This is a genomic window from Enterobacter sp. 2VL, assembly GCF_005503595.1.
GTDB classification, from domain to species: Bacteria; Pseudomonadota; Gammaproteobacteria; order Enterobacterales; family Enterobacteriaceae; genus Enterobacter; species Enterobacter cancerogenus.
This window is the reverse complement of record NZ_SCNE01000001.1, coordinates 869482-887004: the sequence shown is the minus strand read 5'-3', so window position 1 is coordinate 887004 and position 17523 is coordinate 869482. Positions and strand designations below refer to the sequence as shown.

At 55.9% G+C, this 17523-nt stretch carries 20 protein-coding genes; 12 read left to right on the top strand and 8 right to left on the bottom strand.

Going from position 1 to position 17523, the window contains the following annotated elements; all coding sequences use genetic code 11:
- The first annotated feature begins 3 nt into the window (after positions 1–3).
- The 3 genes from bglB to FFS28_RS04130 all read left to right on the top strand — a co-directional run bounded on the left by bglB (position 4) and on the right by FFS28_RS04130 (position 2164).
- Positions 4–1143: a beta-galactosidase BglB gene (gene bglB, locus FFS28_RS04140; RefSeq protein WP_137848854.1), complete on the top strand. Its 1140-nt coding sequence runs from the start codon at positions 4–6 to the stop codon at positions 1141–1143.
- A 244-nt stretch (positions 1144–1387) separates the two neighbouring features.
- Complete coding sequence (locus FFS28_RS04135) at positions 1388–1678, top strand: hypothetical protein (RefSeq protein ID WP_137848853.1); 291 nt, start codon at positions 1388–1390, stop codon at positions 1676–1678.
- Between the two features lie 45 nt (positions 1679–1723).
- Entirely contained in the window at positions 1724–2164 is a 441-nt protein-coding gene (locus FFS28_RS04130; RefSeq protein ID WP_137848852.1) for a DUF3421 domain-containing protein, read from the top strand.
- Positions 2165–2207: 43 nt separating this feature from the next.
- Here FFS28_RS04130 and argS read toward each other — a convergent pair whose 3' ends face one another.
- Positions 2208–3941 carry an arginine--tRNA ligase gene (gene argS, locus FFS28_RS04125; protein WP_088208255.1) on the bottom strand — a complete coding sequence of 578 codons (1734 nt, stop codon included), beginning with the start codon at positions 3939–3941 and terminating at the stop codon, positions 2208–2210.
- Positions 3942–4180: 239 nt separating this feature from the next.
- On the opposite strand from argS, the gene FFS28_RS04120 reads away from it, so the two are divergent.
- Both FFS28_RS04120 and cutC read left to right on the top strand, forming a co-directional pair.
- Complete coding sequence (locus tag FFS28_RS04120) at positions 4181–4750, top strand: VOC family protein (RefSeq protein ID WP_137272488.1); 570 nt, start codon at positions 4181–4183, stop codon at positions 4748–4750.
- Between the two features lie 69 nt (positions 4751–4819).
- Positions 4820–5563 carry a copper homeostasis protein CutC gene (cutC, locus tag FFS28_RS04115; RefSeq protein ID WP_137848851.1) on the top strand — a complete coding sequence of 248 codons (744 nt, stop codon included), beginning with the start codon at positions 4820–4822 and terminating at the stop codon, positions 5561–5563.
- Positions 5564–5757: 194 nt separating this feature from the next.
- Here the strand turns inward: cutC and cmoB are convergent, their stop codons facing one another.
- The 5 genes from cmoB to FFS28_RS04090 are packed head-to-tail and all read right to left on the bottom strand — an operon-like array spanning position 5758 to position 9338.
- The gene (gene cmoB / locus FFS28_RS04110) at positions 5758–6729 is read right to left on the bottom strand and encodes a tRNA 5-methoxyuridine(34)/uridine 5-oxyacetic acid(34) synthase CmoB (protein ID WP_137848850.1); all 972 of its coding nucleotides are present in this window, start codon (positions 6727–6729) and stop codon (positions 5758–5760) included.
- Complete coding sequence (gene cmoA, locus FFS28_RS04105) at positions 6726–7469, bottom strand: carboxy-S-adenosyl-L-methionine synthase CmoA (RefSeq protein WP_006176056.1); 744 nt, start codon at positions 7467–7469, stop codon at positions 6726–6728. The genes cmoB and cmoA overlap by 4 nt, the downstream gene beginning before the upstream one ends.
- 40 nt (positions 7470–7509) lie before the next feature.
- A complete protein-coding gene (locus FFS28_RS04100) occupies positions 7510–7905 on the bottom strand; it encodes an MAPEG family protein (RefSeq protein WP_006176055.1) in 396 nt (131 codons plus the stop codon).
- A 51-nt stretch (positions 7906–7956) separates the two neighbouring features.
- On the bottom strand, positions 7957–8775 hold the full coding sequence (locus FFS28_RS04095; RefSeq protein WP_137848849.1) for a DUF72 domain-containing protein: 819 nt from the start codon (positions 8773–8775) through the stop codon (positions 7957–7959).
- A complete protein-coding gene (locus FFS28_RS04090; protein WP_137848848.1) occupies positions 8772–9338 on the bottom strand; it encodes a hydrolase in 567 nt (188 codons plus the stop codon). Before FFS28_RS04090 ends, FFS28_RS04095 begins: the two co-directional genes overlap by 4 nt.
- A 264-nt stretch (positions 9339–9602) precedes the next feature.
- Between FFS28_RS04090 and aspS the strand changes: the two genes are divergently transcribed.
- From aspS to ruvB, 6 genes are all read left to right on the top strand, one after another.
- Positions 9603–11375 (top strand): aspartate--tRNA ligase, encoded by a 1773-nt coding sequence (aspS, locus tag FFS28_RS04085; RefSeq protein ID WP_137848847.1) that lies wholly within the window; start codon positions 9603–9605, stop codon positions 11373–11375.
- 1 nt (position 11376) lies between these two features.
- Complete coding sequence (gene nudB / locus FFS28_RS04080; protein WP_006176050.1) at positions 11377–11820, top strand: dihydroneopterin triphosphate diphosphatase; 444 nt, start codon at positions 11377–11379, stop codon at positions 11818–11820.
- Between the two features lie 27 nt (positions 11821–11847).
- Positions 11848–12588, top strand: coding sequence for a YebC/PmpR family DNA-binding transcriptional regulator (locus FFS28_RS04075; protein WP_137848846.1), 741 nt, complete (start codon positions 11848–11850; stop codon positions 12586–12588).
- Between the two features lie 37 nt (positions 12589–12625).
- Entirely contained in the window at positions 12626–13147 is a 522-nt protein-coding gene (gene ruvC, locus FFS28_RS04070; protein WP_006176048.1) for a crossover junction endodeoxyribonuclease RuvC, read from the top strand.
- An 81-nt stretch (positions 13148–13228) separates the two neighbouring features.
- Entirely contained in the window at positions 13229–13840 is a 612-nt protein-coding gene (ruvA, locus tag FFS28_RS04065; RefSeq protein WP_006176047.1) for a Holliday junction branch migration protein RuvA, read from the top strand.
- Between the two features lie 8 nt (positions 13841–13848).
- Positions 13849–14859: a Holliday junction branch migration DNA helicase RuvB gene (gene ruvB, locus FFS28_RS04060; RefSeq protein ID WP_137848845.1), complete on the top strand. Its 1011-nt coding sequence runs from the start codon at positions 13849–13851 to the stop codon at positions 14857–14859.
- Between the two features lie 94 nt (positions 14860–14953).
- Here ruvB and znuB read toward each other — a convergent pair whose 3' ends face one another.
- Together znuB and znuC are read right to left on the bottom strand one after the other, a co-directional pair.
- Positions 14954–15739 carry a zinc ABC transporter permease subunit ZnuB gene (znuB, locus tag FFS28_RS04055; protein WP_137848844.1) on the bottom strand — a complete coding sequence of 262 codons (786 nt, stop codon included), beginning with the start codon at positions 15737–15739 and terminating at the stop codon, positions 14954–14956.
- Positions 15736–16491 (bottom strand): zinc ABC transporter ATP-binding protein ZnuC, encoded by a 756-nt coding sequence (gene znuC, locus FFS28_RS04050; protein WP_006176044.1) that lies wholly within the window; start codon positions 16489–16491, stop codon positions 15736–15738. Before znuC ends, znuB begins: the two co-directional genes overlap by 4 nt.
- A gap of 77 nt (positions 16492–16568) precedes the next feature.
- Here znuC and znuA point away from each other — a divergent pair, with 77 nt between their 5' ends.
- Positions 16569–17513, top strand: coding sequence for a zinc ABC transporter substrate-binding protein ZnuA (znuA, locus tag FFS28_RS04045; protein WP_042320059.1), 945 nt, complete (start codon positions 16569–16571; stop codon positions 17511–17513).
- Positions 17514–17523 lie beyond the last annotated feature (10 nt).

Here is a 17523-nt window from a genome sequence, read left to right as displayed (position 1 = left end):
ATGATGAAAGTTTGGCCTGTCAAACATAGCCCATTACTGTGTCAGCCTGCGCGTTTTATCGCGCGGGATGAACTGAAATCGTTGATTCACAAGGTGACCCATAACCTGGTGAACATCCACGACAAAACCGGCGAGTTTCTGCTGCGGCTGGACGACGGGCGCGTGATCGATACCAAAGGCTGGGCAGGCTGGGAGTGGACGCACGGCGTGGGGCTGTACGGAATCTGGCAGTACTACTGCCAGACCGGCGATGAGACGATGCGCGACATTATTGACGGCTGGTTTGACGCGCGTTTTGCCGAAGGCGCGACCACCAAAAACGTCAATACCATGTCGCCGTTCCTGACCCTGGCCTACCGCTATGAAGAGACGCGCAATCCGGCCTGGCTGCCGTGGCTGGAGAGCTGGGCGGAGTGGGCGATGAATGAGATGCCACGTACCGAGCATGGCGGTATGCAGCACATCACGCTGGCGGAAGAGAACCACCAGCAGATGTGGGACGACACGCTGATGATGACGGTGCTGCCGCTGGCGAAAATCGGCAAGCTGCTCAACAAACCGGAGTACGTGGAAGAGGCGGTGTATCAGTTCCTGCTACACGTCCAGAACCTGATGGACAGGGAAACCGGCCTGTGGTTCCACGGCTGGAACTTCGACGGCAACCACAACTTTGCCCATGCCCGCTGGGCGCGCGGCAACAGCTGGCTGACTATCGTCATCCCGGACTTCCTTGAGCTGGTCGATCTGCCTGAAAACAACGCTGTGCGTCGGTATCTGGTGCAAGTGCTGAATGCACAAATTGCGGCGCTGGCGAAATGTCAGGACGACAGCGGGCTGTGGCATACGCTGCTCGACGATCCGGACTCGTATCTGGAGGCGTCGGCCACGGCAGGGTTTGCCTACGGGATCCTCAAAGCGGTGCGTAAGCGCTATGTCGGCGCGGAGTATGCGGAGGTCGCCGATAAAGCGATTCGCGGTATCGTGAACAATATCTCGCCGGAAGGGGAGCTGTTGCAGACGTCGTTCGGGACGGGGATGGGCAGCGATCTTGAGTTCTACCGGCAGATCCCGCTGACCTCGATGCCGTACGGGCAGGCGATGGCGATTTTGTGTTTAACGGAGTATTTGCGCAAATATTTCTGACACCTGCTTAATAATTTCATTACTGTAAAGCCCCTCTTTAAAGGGGCTTTTTTTATGATAACGCCGGGTAAATATAATACGCCATCAATATGATGCTCTGCTCATATTTATGACGTGAATAATAGTCTTAAAATAAATTTGGGCTATTATTAAAGTGTGATTCGCTTCACGAAATATATTCAGTAGTTATCCTATTTTTTAATTGCATTAAGATTCTTCCAATACACATTTAAGGAGTGATGCAATGGAAAATACAATGGGCAGCATTGTTGTTAACCCTTCTGTAAATATGTATGCCGATAAAATGTCGGATGAACAACTTCAAATGTTCGAAACGGTTTTCAAGGATATCGATGGCGCAGGCTATACCCCGCTACTGTTTGTCGGTAGCCAGCTCGTGGCTGGCCAGCTGCATACCTTTATTGCGCTTCGCCGTTTCATGAATGCAAAGGGGCAGGAAATATCACTGGCTAAGGTAATTATTTTTCAAAGTCTGAACAATGAGTTGGCTATTCATTCTATCTCAGAATTCTAATCATTTTATTTACGGATAATTTTTTAAACTTAAAAGGAAATTATTATGTGGAAATCAGCGAAAAAAGATGAGTTTATTCCGTTGGACGCGCCGGTAGCCGGTTATGAAATAGGGGTCCCAGGTATTAAAGGACCTTCACCGTTGTTTATTATTCGCGCAAAACTGAATAATGGTATTCATCCAGGGAAATGGGTGTTCGGCAATACGGCGTGGATCCCGTGGGGAGGAAGCGAGCATCTGTGTAATGAATTTGAAATTTACGTGGGCGCGTTAAAATGGGTAGACGTTAAGGGTAAACATTTCCCACCAAATATGGTTGAGGCGGGGCATGAAGCCAATGGTGCGAAGCTCTATGTTGCACGTGCAAAATTCGATAATGGCCTCTTTGTAGGTAAAGCAGGAAGCCACCTCAGCAGAGGATGCTGCATCGGCTATAACGGCAAGGAGTATGAATTAGATACCTTCCAGGTGCTCGTTCACGACTAAGCGCAATCATTCATAAAAAACCCGGCGACCGCCGGGTTTTTTTTTACATCCGTTCTACGGTTTCGATACCCAGGGTATCCAGACCCAGCTTCAGGGTCTTCGCCGTTAGCTGCGCCAGCTTCAGGCGGCTATTGCGTACCGAGTCGCTCTCTGCCGACAGGATAGGGCAGTGCTCGTAGAAGCCAGAGAACAGGCCGGCGAGATCGTACAGATAGGAACACATCACGTGCGGGGTGCCGTCACGCGCGACAACCGCCAGCGTCTCTTCGAACTGCAGCAGACGCGCGGCCAGCTGCGCTTCACGATCTTCCGTGATGGTGACCGTGGCGTTAGCCAGCGCGCTTTCGTCGATATTGGCTTTGCGGAACACCGAGAGCACGCGGGTGTAAGCGTACTGCATGTACGGTGCCGTGTTACCTTCAAACGCCAGCATGTTATCCCAGTCGAAGATGTAGTCGGTGGTGCGGTTCTTGGAGAGATCCGCGTATTTCACCGCACCAATACCGACGGCGTTCGCCAGTTTTTCCAGCTCATCGGCAGGCATGTCCGGGTTCTTCTCGGCCACCAGACGGCGGGCGCGTTCCAGCGCTTCGTCCAGCAGGTCAGAAAGTTTAACCGTGCCACCGGCGCGGGTTTTGAACGGTTTGCCGTCTTTGCCCAGCATCATGCCGAACATGTGGTGTTCCAGCGGAACGGAATCAGGCACGTAGCCCGCTTTACGCACGATAGTCCACGCCTGCATCAGGTGCTGGTGCTGACGGGAATCGATGTAGTACAGCACGCGGTCGGCGTGCAGGGTTTCGTAGCGGTATTTTGCGCAGGCGATATCGGTAGTGGTGTAGAGGTAGCCGCCATCCTTTTTCTGGATGATCACGCCCATCGGTTCGCCTTCCTTGTTTTTGTACTCATCAAGGAACACCACCGTTGCGCCTTCACTCTCTACCGCCAGGTTTTTGGCTTTCAGATCCGCCACAATACCCGGCAGCATTGGGTTGTACAGGCTTTCACCCATCACGTCGTCACGGGTCAGCGTGACGTTCAGGCGGTTGTAGGTGAGCTGGTTCTGGGACATGGTGATATCCACCAGCTTGCGCCACATCTCGAGGAAGTATTGATCGCCGCCCTGTAGTTTTACTACGTAGCTGCGCGCGCGCTCGGCGAAGGCTTCGTCTTCATCGTAGTGTTTTTTGGCTTCACGGTAGAACCCTTCCAGGTCTGCCAGCGCCATTTCACCCGCGTTTTCCTGCTGCTGTTTTTCCAGGTAAGCAATCAGCATGCCGAACTGTGTACCCCAGTCGCCCACGTGGTTCGCACGGATCACCTTGTGGCCGAGGAACTCGTTGGTGCGCACGGCGGCATCACCGATGATGGTGGAGCGCAGGTGGCCCACGTGCATCTCTTTCGCCACGTTCGGGGCGGAGTAGTCGATCACGATGGTCTGCGGCTCTGGCTGGGAAACACCCAGACGGTCAGATTTCAGCGCCGCGTCAACGTGGCTTGCCAGGAACGCAGGTTCCAGGAAGATGTTGATAAAGCCGGGGCCGGCAATTTCGGTTTTGCTGGCAATGCCGGTGAGATCCAGATGCGTCAGTACCTGCTCAGCGAGCTGTCGCGGTGGCATGCCCAGTTTTTTAGCCACTGCCATCACGCCGTTAGCCTGATAGTCGCCAAACTGTACTTTTGCTGACTGACGAACCTGCGGTTCGCAATCCGCAGGCGCACCTGCGGCAATCAGTGCCTGACTGACTTTTTCTGAGAGAAGAGCCTGAATATTCACCTGGATACCTTACGTTTTTGCTGCGGGTTAACATCCACCCACACCAGTTAAAGAATTTAGGGCGCGAGTATACTGCAAATGCCCGCGTGCGTCAGCCCTGCGGGGGCTGAAGATTGCTCAGAATCCAGGCTAAGAAGGTGTGCATAATCATGCAGTAATAAAAACCCCGAATCTGCGGTTGGTTGACGGCGGGCAACAGAGTAAATTAGCGGCTTTGCGACCCGAAAAGAGACTGACGTATGGCGAACTGGCACTCCATTGACGAACTGCATGATATTTCCGCAGATTTACCGCGCTTCACCCAGGCGTTCACAGAACTTGCCACCCGCCTCGGTCTGGATATTGCACCGCTTGAGGCCGATCACATCTCTTTACGCTGCCATCAAAACGCGACGGCCGAGCGCTGGCGTCGTGGATTTGAACAGTGCGGCGAGTTGCTTTCTGAAAACATCATTAACGGGCGGCCAATTTGTCTGTTCAAACTGCATGAACCGGTCTGTGTGGCGCACTGGCGCTTCACGGTGGTGGAACTGCCCTGGCCGGGTGAAAAACGCTATCCGCACGAAGGCTGGGAGCATATCGAAATTGTTCTGCCGGGCGAGCCTGACGGCCTGAATGCCCGTGCGCTGGCGCTGTTATCTGACGAAGGCTTAAGCAAGCCGGGGGTCTTTGTCAAAACGAGTTCCCCGAAAGGCGAACGCGAGCGTTTGCCTAACCCGACGCTGGCGGTCACCGACGGACAGGTGACGGTGAAATTTCATCCGTGGACGATAGAGCAGATTGTCGCCAGCGAAGCATCAGAGTTGTGACGCCAGGCGAAGACCCCTTGCGGTGAGCGTGTCACGATAGCGTGTTGAATCAATTTTAGGGAGGAAAAGATGGCGCTGCTGGAGATTTGTTGTTACAGCGTGGAGTGTGCCGTTACGGCGCAAATTCGCGGGGCCGATCGCATTGAACTCTGTGCGGCACCGAAAGAGGGCGGGCTGACGCCGTCGTACGGCGTGCTGAAATCTGCCCGCCGGGACGTCACGATCCCGGTACACCCGATCGTCCGCCCGCGCGGCGGTGATTTTTGTTACACAGCGGGTGAATTCAGTGCCATGCTTGATGATATCGCCCTCGTGCGCGACCTGGGCTTCCCTGGGCTGGTGACCGGCCTGCTTGATGAAGACGGCAATGTCGATCTTCCCCGCATGCGCCAGGTAATAGCGGCCGCAAAGGGGATGGCCGTCACCTTTCATCGCGCGTTTGATATGTGTAAAGCACCTCTTCAAGCCTTTGATACGCTGGCGGAACTTGGCGTGGCCCGCGTCCTGACGTCCGGCCAGCAAGCATCAGCTGAAAAAGGACTGCAATTAATTACGGAACTAAAAGCACATTCCGGTGTTCCAATCATTATGGCGGGCGCAGGAGTACGCGCCAGCAATCTGGAACTGTTTTTAAACGCAGGGGTAGAAGAGCTTCACAGCTCAGCGGGGAAATGGATACCGTCACCCATGCGTTATCGCAATACAGGGTTGTCTATGTCGACGGATGCTGAAGCGGATGAGTACTCGCGCTACGGTGTAGATGGAGAGTCGGTTGCGGTAATGAAATCGCTGATTGAACGTCATCACGTGTAGCAACGTACCGATTTTTACCGCGCATCATGTCGCCCAATATGATGCTTGCTTGTACCAGGCCCCTGCAATTTCAACAGGGGCCTTTTTTTATCCCCCTCACCCTAACCCTCTCCCCAAAGAGGAGAGGGGACTGTACGGTGCGGTCTTTTCTCCCTCGCCCCTTTAGGGAGAGGGCCGGGGTGAGGGGGCAAAATCTACGGCTTTGTCGCTATCAACACCGCGCGCATCGGTGCCGGATAGCCTTCGACGGTCTTGCTGTGGTCGTCCAGGTCGAGGAACTGCTCCAGCGATTCGGTGATCATCCAGTCGGTGCGGCGCTGCTCTTCGATGGAGGTCACGCAGACATCCGCAATACGCACATCCACAAACCCGCACTTCTCGAGCCAGTTTTTCAGCGCCAGCGCGGACGGAATAAAGTAGACGTTTCGCATCTGCGCATAACGATCGCCCGGGACCAGCACGGTGTGCTCGTCGCCTTCCACCACCAGCGTTTCCAGCACCAGTTCGCCGCCGCTGACCAGCTGATCCTTCAGCTGCCACAGGTGCTCCAGCGGGGAGCGACGGTGATACAGCACGCCCATGGAGAACACCGTGTCGAACGCTTTCAGGGCAGGGAGTTGCTCAATGCCCAGCGGCAGCAGGTGGGCGCGCTGGTCGTTGCCCAGCAGTTTACGCACCGCTTCGAACTGGCACAGGAACAGCTGCATCGGGTCGATACCCACCGCCAGGTGCGCGCCTGCGCCAATCATGCGCCACATGTGGTAGCCGCTGCCACAGCCGACGTCCAGGATCGTGCGCCCGGTGAGGTCCGACAGGTGGGGCAGAACGCGATCCCATTTCCAGTCAGAACGCCATTCGGTATTGATGTTCACGCCATACAGCGAGAACGGCCCTTTGCGCCACGGCATCAGGTTACGCATCAGCGTTTCAATACGGTTTCGTTGCCCCTCGGACAGCGGTGCGTCGCTTTCCGCGGTGACGCTGTGCAGCAGGTCCAGACGGTGCGGGGTCAGCTCCGGCAGAAACTCCACCGCATTAGACCACTGCTTCAGCAGGCCGTGCTGCTGGTCCCGCTGCCAGGTAGCGATCTGCGCAGGCAGGGTTTCCAGCCAGTGGGAGAGATGATTTTTCGCAATCAGCTGATAGAAATTGCCGAACTCGATCATGCGACATCCTCAGCTTTCAGGGCGACCAGCGAGCCAAAGTTAAAGCACTGGAACCACAGTTCGCTGTGCTCAAACCCTGACTGACGCAGTCGGGCTTTGTGTGTTTCAACGGAATCCGTGAGCATGACGTTTTCGAGCATGCTGCGCTTCTGGCTGATCTCCAGCTCGCTGTAGCCGTTCGCACGTTTGAAATCGTGGTGCATATTGAACAGCAGCTCGCCTACGTCCTTGTCTTCAAAGCTAAACTTCTCAGAGAGCACCAGCGCGCCGCCCGGATTCAGACCCTGATAAATTTTATCCAGCAACAGCTGGCGGTCTTCAGGCACCAGGAACTGCAGGGTAAAATTCAGTACCACCATCGACGCATTCGAGATGTCGATATCGCGAATATCGCCTTCCACAACCTCTACCGGCGTCGGGGCTTTATAGGCGTCGATGTGTCGGCGGCAGCGTTCCACCATGGCAGGCGAGTTGTCGACGGCAATGATTTTGCAGCCGTCATGGCGAACGTTACGACGTACCGACAGCGTTGCCGCGCCGAGCGAACAGCCCAGGTCATAGACCTGCGTGCCGGGTTGAACGAAGCGTTCAGCCAGCATGCCGATCATCGAGATGATATTGGAATATCCGGGAACAGAGCGCTGGATCATATCCGGGAAGACTTCGGCTACCCGTTCATCAAAGGTCCAGTCGCCCAGGCTGGCGATAGGCGCGGAAAAAAGCGTGTCGCGATCTGACATAACGTAAAAATCCGGGAAAAATAAAGGGGCGTATTGTGCGCTAACGCAAGGAGAAAACCAACTCCCACGGCATATACCAAAGGTTAGCCAGCACCATCAGCAAAAGCGACGCCCATGTCGCGCTCATGCCGGAACGACGCCAGCGGAACAGGCGCTGGTGGAAGCCGTAGTAGTGCATCAACCGGCCCGCAATCAGCAGTAAACCACAGACGTGAACCATCCAGGTCTCCGCACCGTTCATCTCCATAAACAGCAGCATAATTAATGCCACGGGGATGTACTCGACCGCATTGCCATGAATGCGGATGGCACTTTGCAGTTCAGAGAACCCACCGTCACCGTAGGAGACGCGGTATTGCATCCTCAGGCGCACAACATCAAATGAAAACTTAATCAGCAGTAATGCACCTAACACCGCATACAGCGCGCTGACCATACTAACTCCCTGTTTTTGGCAGATGGTACGTCTCTATGATAGGGGGTGATTTCAGAAAAGAGAAGATTGTTGTGGAATGGCGGGGGCGCTGCCGACAGACGGAACCGCAGCCTGCAAGGCCTGCCAGAGAGCATCGACCAGTTCAGGGGCCTGGGCGATATCGGGGGTGTGTAAAAACAGATACGGCGTGGTGGTTTGCTCCCATTTCGGCAACGTTTGCAGCCAGACGCTAAACAATTCACGATTTTGCTGCATGTTATCGCTGCCGATAAACCGGACCATCGGGTTAGCGGCGGTCAGCACCGCATGCACCGGGACTTTGGGCTTTTTACGCTGGGCGTCAATAATGGCTTCACTGTGGGGGATCGCGCTGTGTACCGGTCTGGAATCGAGAATGACGCGGTTAATGCCCCGCTCGTGCAGCCCGCGGTTCAGCGCTTTCTCAGCCTCGCCTTTGGCAAAGAACTCGGGATGCCTGACCTCTACACCGTAGGTGAATTCCCGGGGCAGGGCATCAAGAAACTGCCACAGCGCAGGCAGATCGCGCGGGCCAAAGACGGCGGGAAGCTGGAGCCAGTACTGCCCGATGCGGTTAGCCAGCGGCGACATCCGGGTGAAAAACTCTTCGGTTAAATCACCGCAGTTGCGCAGGGCGGCGGTGTGCGAGATGGTTGCCGGGAATTTAAAGCAGAAGCGAAACGCGTCGGTGGTCTGCTCGCGCCAGCGCGCGACAATCTCGGCGCGAGGCAGGGCATAAAGCGTGGTATTTCCCTCCACGCAGTTGAAGTGTCGGGCATACTCTTCAAGGCTGGTGATGCCAAGGCGCACCCACTTCGGGTGCGACCACTGAGGCAGGCCCACGTACATCATAGGGCGTTAACAATCTCGTCCGTGCTGCGCACGCGGCCAATGCGCGGGAAGATGTGGGTCATGCTGCCCTGATGCTGATCGGAAGAGGCTGCGCTACAGGCATCCTCAGCGATGACCAGGTTAAAACCCAGCTCCCAGGCGTTGCGCGCGGTGGATTCCACGCCGATATTGGTGGAGATCCCGCACAGGATGATAGTGTCGATCCCGCGGCGGCGCAGCTGCAGCTCAAGATCGGTACCGTAGAACGCGCCCCACTGGCGTTTGGTCACTTCAAGGTCGCTGTCGCGTTTACCGAGAGACTCTGGATAGGTCCACCAGTTTTCCGGCAGCGCGTGCGCCGGGGCCTGCGCGTCGACAGGCTGCTTCAGCGCTTCGGCGAAGTCGGCTGACCAGCCTACGCGCACCATGACCACGGGCGCACCGCTGGCGCGGCATTTTTCCGCCAGGCGAGCGGCACGGCTCACCACCTCGTCAGCAGTATGCGGACCACCGGCAAAAGGGAGGATCCCTTCCTGCAAATCAATGACGACAAGTGCAGTTTTGGTGGCATCAAGTGTGAACATAGTAACTCCAGTTAAATGAATCGCTTTGGTTACACCTTACGACGTTATTCCCTGTTATCGGGCGGATAATTTTGTTAATTTTTGTGAGAATGCGCAATTAGAGCGCAGCAAACCACCGTCAGACCGTGCTTCGCTCTTATCGTCGGGCGGAATTTCCAGTATAATAGCCGCCTTTTTTCATCCAGTTGTGACATACAGAAAGCTGCGACATAGTAGCCTGTACATCAGGCAACATTTAGCCTGCGGCTAATTAAGGGATATCTCATGCGTACAGAATATTGCGGGCAGCTGCGTCAGTCCCACGTCGGGCAGCAGGTTACCCTGTGTGGTTGGGTCAATCGCCGTCGCGATCTCGGTAGCCTTATCTTTATCGATATGCGCGACCGCGAAGGTATTGTTCAGGTGTTCTTCGATCCCGATCGCGCAGAGGCGTTGAAGCTGGCGTCTGAGCTGCGTAATGAGTTCTGCATCCAGGTGACCGGCACCGTGCGTGCGCGTGACGAGAAAAACGTCAATGCAGAGATGGCGACGGGCGCAGTTGAAGTGCTGGCCTCCGATCTGGTCATCATCAACCGTGCCGAAGCGCTGCCGCTGGACTCCAACCACGTCAACACCGAAGAAGCACGCCTGAAATACCGCTACCTGGATCTGCGTCGCCCGGAAATGGCTCAGCGCCTGAAGACCCGTGCGAAAATCACCAGCCTGGTGCGCCGCTTTATGGATGACCACGGTTTCCTGGATATCGAAACCCCGATGCTGACCAAAGCCACGCCGGAAGGCGCGCGCGATTACCTGGTCCCGTCCCGCGTTCATAAAGGCAAGTTCTACGCGCTGCCGCAGTCTCCTCAGCTGTTCAAACAGCTGCTGATGATGTCCGGCTTCGATCGCTACTATCAGATTGTAAAATGCTTCCGCGACGAAGACCTGCGTGCTGACCGTCAGCCAGAATTTACCCAGATCGATGTGGAAACCTCCTTCATGACCGCCGAGCAGGTGCGTGAAGTGATGGAAGCGCTGGTGCGCGGCCTGTGGAACGACGTCAAAGGCGTTGAGCTGGGCGACTTCCCCATCATGACCTTCGCCGAAGCCGAGCGTCGCTACGGCTCCGACAAACCAGACCTGCGTAACCCGATGGAGCTGGTGGACGTGGCGGACCTGGTGAAATCCGTTGAGTTCGCGGTCTTCGCTGGCCCGGCTAACGATGCCAAAGGCCGTGTGGCTGCCCTGCGCGTACCGGGCGGTGCCAGCTTAAGCCGTAAGCAGATTGACGACTACGGCAATTTCATCAAAATCTACGGCGCGAAAGGCCTGGCCTATATTAAAGTGACCGAACGCGCGAAAGGCCTGGAAGGTATCACCAGCCCGGTGGCGAAGTTCCTGAACGCGGACATTGTAGAAGCGATCCTTGAGCGCACCAGCGCGCAGGACGGCGATATGATCTTCTTCGGCGCAGACAACAAAAAAGTCGTTGCGGATGCGATGGGCGCGCTGCGTCTGAAGCTCGGCAAAGACCTGAGCCTGACCGACGAAACCAAATGGGCACCGCTGTGGGTTATCGACTTCCCGATGTTTGAAGACGACGGCGAAGGCGGCCTGACCGCAATGCACCACCCGTTCACCTCGCCAAAAGACATGACGGCGGCAGAGCTGAAAGCGGCCCCGGAAGAGGCGGTAGCGAACGCCTATGACATGGTCATCAACGGCTACGAAGTGGGCGGTGGTTCCGTGCGTATTCACAGCGGCGAGATGCAGCAGACCGTGTTCGGTATTCTGGGCATTAACGAGCAGGAGCAGCGCGAGAAGTTCGGCTTCCTGCTGGACGCCCTGAAATACGGTACGCCGCCGCACGCGGGTCTTGCATTCGGTCTTGACCGTCTGACCATGCTGCTGACCGGCACCGACAACATTCGCGATGTTATCGCCTTCCCGAAAACCACGGCTGCTGCGTGTCTGATGACCGAAGCACCAAGCTTTGCTAACCCGGCTTCACTGGCTGAGTTAGGCATTGAAGTGGTGAAGAAGGACGAGAAAAACTGATATGGCATATAAGCGTCCCGTTTCTGTTCTGGTGGTCATTTATGCAGAAGATACGAAGCGGGTGCTGATGTTGCAGCGGCGTGATGACCCTGATTTCTGGCAGTCGGTTACCGGCAGCCTGGAAGAGGGGGAGACCGCGTCGCAGGCCGCCGCGCGTGAAGTAAAGGAAGAGGTCACTATTGACGTTGCCAGTGAGCAACTGACCCTGAAGGACTGTCAGCGCACGGTGGAGTTTGAAATTTTTAGCCATTTACGTCATCGCTATGCGCCGGGGATTGAGCGCAATACGGAATCGTGGTTCTGTCTCGCGCTCCCCCACGAACGGGAGATCGTGTTCACGGAACACCTGACCTACCGCTGGGTGAACGCGACGGATGCCGCCGCGCTGACCAAGTCGTGGAGCAACCGGCAGGCGATTGAAGAATTTGTAATTAACGCTGCCTGAGAAGGCGCGATTTTTGGAGAACTTTTTATGGCAGGTCATAGTAAGTGGGCCAACACCAAACACCGTAAAGCGGCACAGGATGCCAAGCGCGGTAAAATCTTTACCAAAATCATTCGTGAGCTGGTAACGGCAGCACGTCTGGGCGGCGGCGATGCGGGTTCCAACCCACGTCTGCGCGCGGCCATCGATAAAGCATTGTCGAACAACATGACGCGTGACACCCTGAACCGTGCTATCGCACGCGGCGTGGGCGGTGATGAAGACGCGAACATGGAAACCATCATTTATGAAGGTTACGGCCCTGGCGGTACTGCGGTCATGGTGGAATGCCTGTCCGACAACCGTAATCGTACCGTTGCTGAAGTGCGCCATGCCTTCACCAAAACCGGTGGCAACCTGGGTACCGACGGCTCTGTGGCTTACCTGTTCAGCAAAAAAGGCGTGATCTCGTTTGAGAAAGGCGATGAAGATGTGATCATGGAAGCTGCGCTGGAAGCGGGTGCGGAAGACGTGGTGACCTACGACGACGGCGCTATCGACGTGTATACCGCGTGGGAAGAGATGGGTGCCGTGCGTGACGCGCTGGAAGCGGCGGGCCTGAAAGCGGACAACGCTGAAGTCTCTATGATCCCGTCTACCAAAGCAGACATGGATGCTGAAACGGCACCAAAACTGCTGCGTCTGATCGACATGCTTGAAGATTGCGACGACGTGCAGGAAGTGTACCACAACGGTGAAATCTCTGATGAGGTGGCGGCAACGCTATAATGGCGTGGCTTAACCTTGTCGTAAGTGGAGACGCGCGATGTCGATAATCCTTGGGATTGACCCCGGCTCGCGCATCACCGGTTATGGTGTCATCCGTCAGGTTGGACGGCAGTTAACCTACCTGGGCAGCGGCTGTATTCGCACAAAGGTCGACGATCTGCCATCACGCCTGAAGCTGATTTATGCAGGCGTGTCGGAGATTATCACCCAGTTTCAGCCGGACTATTTCGCCATCGAGCAGGTCTTTATGGCGAAAAACGCCGATTCAGCACTCAAGCTGGGCCAGGCGCGCGGTGTGGCAATTGTTGCCGCCGTGAACCAGGATTTGCCCGTGTTCGAGTATGCGGCAAGACAGGTCAAGCAGACGGTGGTCGGCATAGGTAGCGCGGAAAAAAGCCAGGTGCAGCACATGGTGCGTACCTTGCTGAAGCTTCCCGCCAACCCGCAGGCCGATGCCGCCGATGCGCTGGCGATTGCAATAACCCATTGCCACGTCAGCCAGAACGCGATGCAGATGAGCGAGTCGCGGCTTAATCTGGCGAGAGGCAGGTTACGATAATAGTAAATCAGGCTGGATGTTTATCCAGCCTTTTTTTATTATGTCGCCAGATAAACATTTTCCAGAACGCAGGAGCGTCATGTGATAGGCAGACTCAGAGGCATCATCCTTGAAAAACAACCCCCGTTAGTGCTGCTGGAAGTGGGTGGCGTGGGCTATGAAGTCCATATGCCGATGACCTGCTTCTATGAGCTGCCTGACGCAGGTAAAGAGGCGATAGTTTTTACGCAGTTCGTGGTGCGTGAAGATGCTCAGCTGCTCTATGGCTTCAACAACAAACAAGAGCGGATGCTGTTCCGTGAGTTAATTAAAACCAACGGCGTGGGCCCAAAACTGGCGCTGGCGATCCTGTCCGGGATGTCTGCGCCGCAGTTTGTGAATGCCGTTGAGCGTGAAGATCCCGCCGCGCTGATTAAGCTGCCGGGCATCGGTAAAAAAACCGCAGAACGCCTGATTGTCGAAATGAAAGACCGCTTCAAAGGCCTGCATGGCGATCTGTTTACCCCTGCCGCTGACCTGGTACTCACCTCGCCGGGCGCGCCGTCATCGGATGATGCGGAACAGGAAGCAGTTGCCGCGCTGGTGGCGCTGGGCTATAAACCTCAGGAAGCCAGCCGTATGGTAAGTAAAGTGGCCAAACCGGATGCCGGCAGTGAAACTCTGATACGTGAAGCGCTGCGCGCTGCATTGTGAGGTAAAGGATGATTGAAGCAGACCGTCTGGTATCGGCCGTCAGCAGTGTGCCAGAAGATGTGGTGGACCGCGCGATCCGCCCCAAATTGCTGGATGAATATATCGGCCAGCCGCAGGTTCGCTCTCAGATGGAAATCTTCATCCAGGCGGCCAAACTGCGCGGCGACGCGCTCGATCACCTGTTGATTTTTGGCCCGCCGGGGTTAGGGAAAACCACGCTGGCGAACATTGTCGCCAACGAAATGGGCGTCAACCTGCGCACCACTTCCGGCCCGGTGCTGGAGAAAGCGGGCGATCTCGCGGCGATGCTCACCAACCTCGAACCGCACGATGTCCTGTTTATCGATGAGATCCACCGTCTGTCACCGGTGGTGGAAGAGGTGCTCTATCCGGCGATGGAAGATTATCAGCTGGATATCATGATCGGCGAAGGCCCGGCGGCGCGCTCAATCAAGATTGACCTGCCGCCGTTCACCCTGATTGGCGCAACCACCCGCGCAGGCTCCCTGACGTCGCCCCTGCGTGACCGCTTCGGCATTGTTCAGCGTCTGGAGTTTTACCAGGTGCCGGATCTCCAGCACATCGTGGGGCGCAGCGCGCGCTTTATGGGGCTGGAGATGAGCGAAGAAGGGGCTTACGAGGTGGCGAAACGCTCCCGTGGCACGCCGCGAATCGCTAACCGTCTGCTGCGTCGCGTGCGTGATTTCGCCGAAGTGAAGCACGATGGTTCGATCTCAGCCGATATTGCAGCCCAGGCGCTGGATATGCTGAATGTCGATGCGGAAGGCTTTGACTACATGGACCGTAAGCTGCTGCTGGCGATCCTGGATAAATTCTTTGGTGGGCCGGTGGGGCTGGATAACCTTGCCGCGGCAATCGGGGAAGAGCGTGAAACGATTGAGGACGTGCTTGAGCCGTATCTGATCCAGCAGGGGTTCTTACAGCGCACCCCGCGCGGGCGAATGGCGACGGTGCGGGCATGGGATCATTTCGGGATTACCCCGCCAGCAATGCCGTAAATCATGCCGGATGGCGGCTTCGCCTAATCCGGCTTACGGATATTCTGTTGATTTTGTCGCCCCGGTAAGCGAAGCGTCACCGGGGACATACTGACTACTGCGCGGTCTTTTTCATCATACTGAAGATAAATAACACTGCCGCACTCAATACCACAGAAGGGCCTGCTGGCGTGTCGTAGAACGCGGAGAAGGTTAACCCGCCCGTTACCGCAATCATCCCGATAATCACCGCAATGCCTGCCATCTGCTCCGGCGTACGGGCAAAACGACGCGCGGTGGCGGCGGGGATAATCAGCAGGGACGTAATGATCAACGCACCAACAAACTTCATGGCTACGCCAATGGTTAACGCTGTGACCAGCATCAGCAGCAGCTTCACGCGCTGAAGCTTCACCCCATCAACGAAGGCCAGATCCGGGCTGATGGTCATCGCCAGAAGATTGCGCCACTGCCAGAAGAGGATCCCCAGCACAACCACCACGCCAATGGCGATCGAGATCAGGTCTTCCGGCGTCACCGCGAGGAGATCGCCGAACAGGTAGGCCATTAAATCCACGCGGATGTTTGACATCAGGCTCACGACCACCAGACCCAGCGACAGGGCGCTGTGCGCCATGATGCCGAGCAGCGTATCAATAGCGAGGTGAGGGCGTTTTTCCAGCCAGACCAGCCCGGCGGCCAGCAGCAGCGTGACCACTATCACGGCGTAAAACGGATTGATATTCAGCAGCAAGCCAAAGGCCACGCCCAGCAACGAGGCGTGTGCCAGGGTATCGCCGAAGTAAGACATTCTGCGCCAGACAACGAATGAGCCTAAAGGCCCGGCGGCGCAGGCAAGCATAACCCCGGCCAGCCAGCCGGGCAGTAACAGTTCAATCATGAGTGTCCATTTCCCCGACGCAGGACAATTCGTCCCTGTAAATCATGGCGGTGGTTGTGATTATGGCGATAAATGCCCAACTGCTCGGCACCCCGGTGTCCAAACATTGAGATAAACTCCGGGTGCATTGAAACGACCTCTGGCGTGCCGGAGCAGCAGATGTGATGGTTCAGACACAGCACTTCGTCGGTCTTCGCCATGACCAGATGCAGATCGTGCGATACCATGAGTACCGCACAGTTTAGCTCGCGGCGCAGCTGGTCGATCAGATCGTAGAGGGCAACCTGGCCATTGACGTCAACGCCCTGCGTCGGTTCATCAAGCACCAGCAGCTGCGGGCTGCTTAACAATGCCCGCGCCAGCAAGACACGCTGGGTTTCGCCGCCCGAGAGTTTTTGCAGGGGGGCGTCAATCAGATGACCGGCCTGGACACGTTTGAGCGCCGGCAGAATATCGTCTTTACGCGTACCGGGACGAAGGCGCAAAAAGCGGCTGACCGTCAGCGGCAGGGTCGCGTCCAGGTGTAATTTCTGCGGCACATAGCCAATACGCAGCTGTCCGTCGCGCTTGATAACCCCTTCATCAGGTGCTATCAGGCCGAGCACCACGCGCACAAGCGTCGATTTACCCGCACCGTTGGGGCCGAGCAGCGTTAAAATTTTACCGGGCTTCAGGTCAAGCGACACGTCAGAGAGGACGCGGCGCTGACCAAAGGAGACCGAAATTTTTTCGAGAGAAACCAAAGTCGTCATGTCAATTTACGCTTGCAGAAGTCGTGAAATGTTATAATATCACATTCCCCACATTCATTACGATGATTAGTCGCATTATGTTACAGAAAAATACGCTTCTTTTCGCAGCATTATCCGCTGCCCTTTGGGGTACAACAGCACAAGATGTTAACGCCGCTGTTGTCGCTTCGCTTAAACCGCTTGGATTTATCGCGTCTGCCATTGCTGATGGCGTCACGGAGACGCAGGTGTTACTGCCTGACGGTGCTTCTGAGCATGACTATTCTTTGCGTCCTTCTGATGTAAAACGCTTACAAAACGCGGACTTAGTTGTGTGGATTGGTCCCGAGATGGAAGCCTTCATGCAGAAGACGGCTAAACAGGTGCCTGCGCAGAAACAGGTCACCATTGCTGAACTTGCTGGCGTGAAACCGTTGCTCATGAAAGGGTCTGACGACGATGGCGACGAACACGGTCACGATCATGCTCACGGCGAAAAAGGTGACGGCGATCACCATCATGGTGAATACAACATGCACCTGTGGCTTTCCCCTGAGATAGCGCGCCTGTCCGCGGTTGCAATCCACGACAAATTAGTGGAACTTATGCCGCAAAGTCGAGCCAAACTTGACGCCAACCTGAAGGATTTTGAGGCACAATTAGCCGCAACCGATAAACAGGTGGGTAACGAGCTCGCGCCGCTGAAAGGAAAAGGGTATTTCGTTTTTCATGACGCCTACGGCTATTACGAAAAACACTACGGTCTGACCCCGCTGGGGCATTTCACCGTCAACCCGGAAATTCAGCCTGGTGCGCAGCGTTTACATGAAATCAGAACACAGTTGGTTGAGCAAAAAGCGACATGCGTTTTTGCTGAGCCACAGTTCAGGCCAGCGGTCGTAGAAGCCGTGGCCAGGGGAACATCCGTGCGCATGGGTACCCTTGACCCGCTAGGAACGAACATCCAGTTGAGCAAAGCGAGCTATTCGCAGTTCCTCAGCCAACTGGCGAACCAGTATGCGAGCTGCCTGAAAGGAGATTAACGAGGAAGTG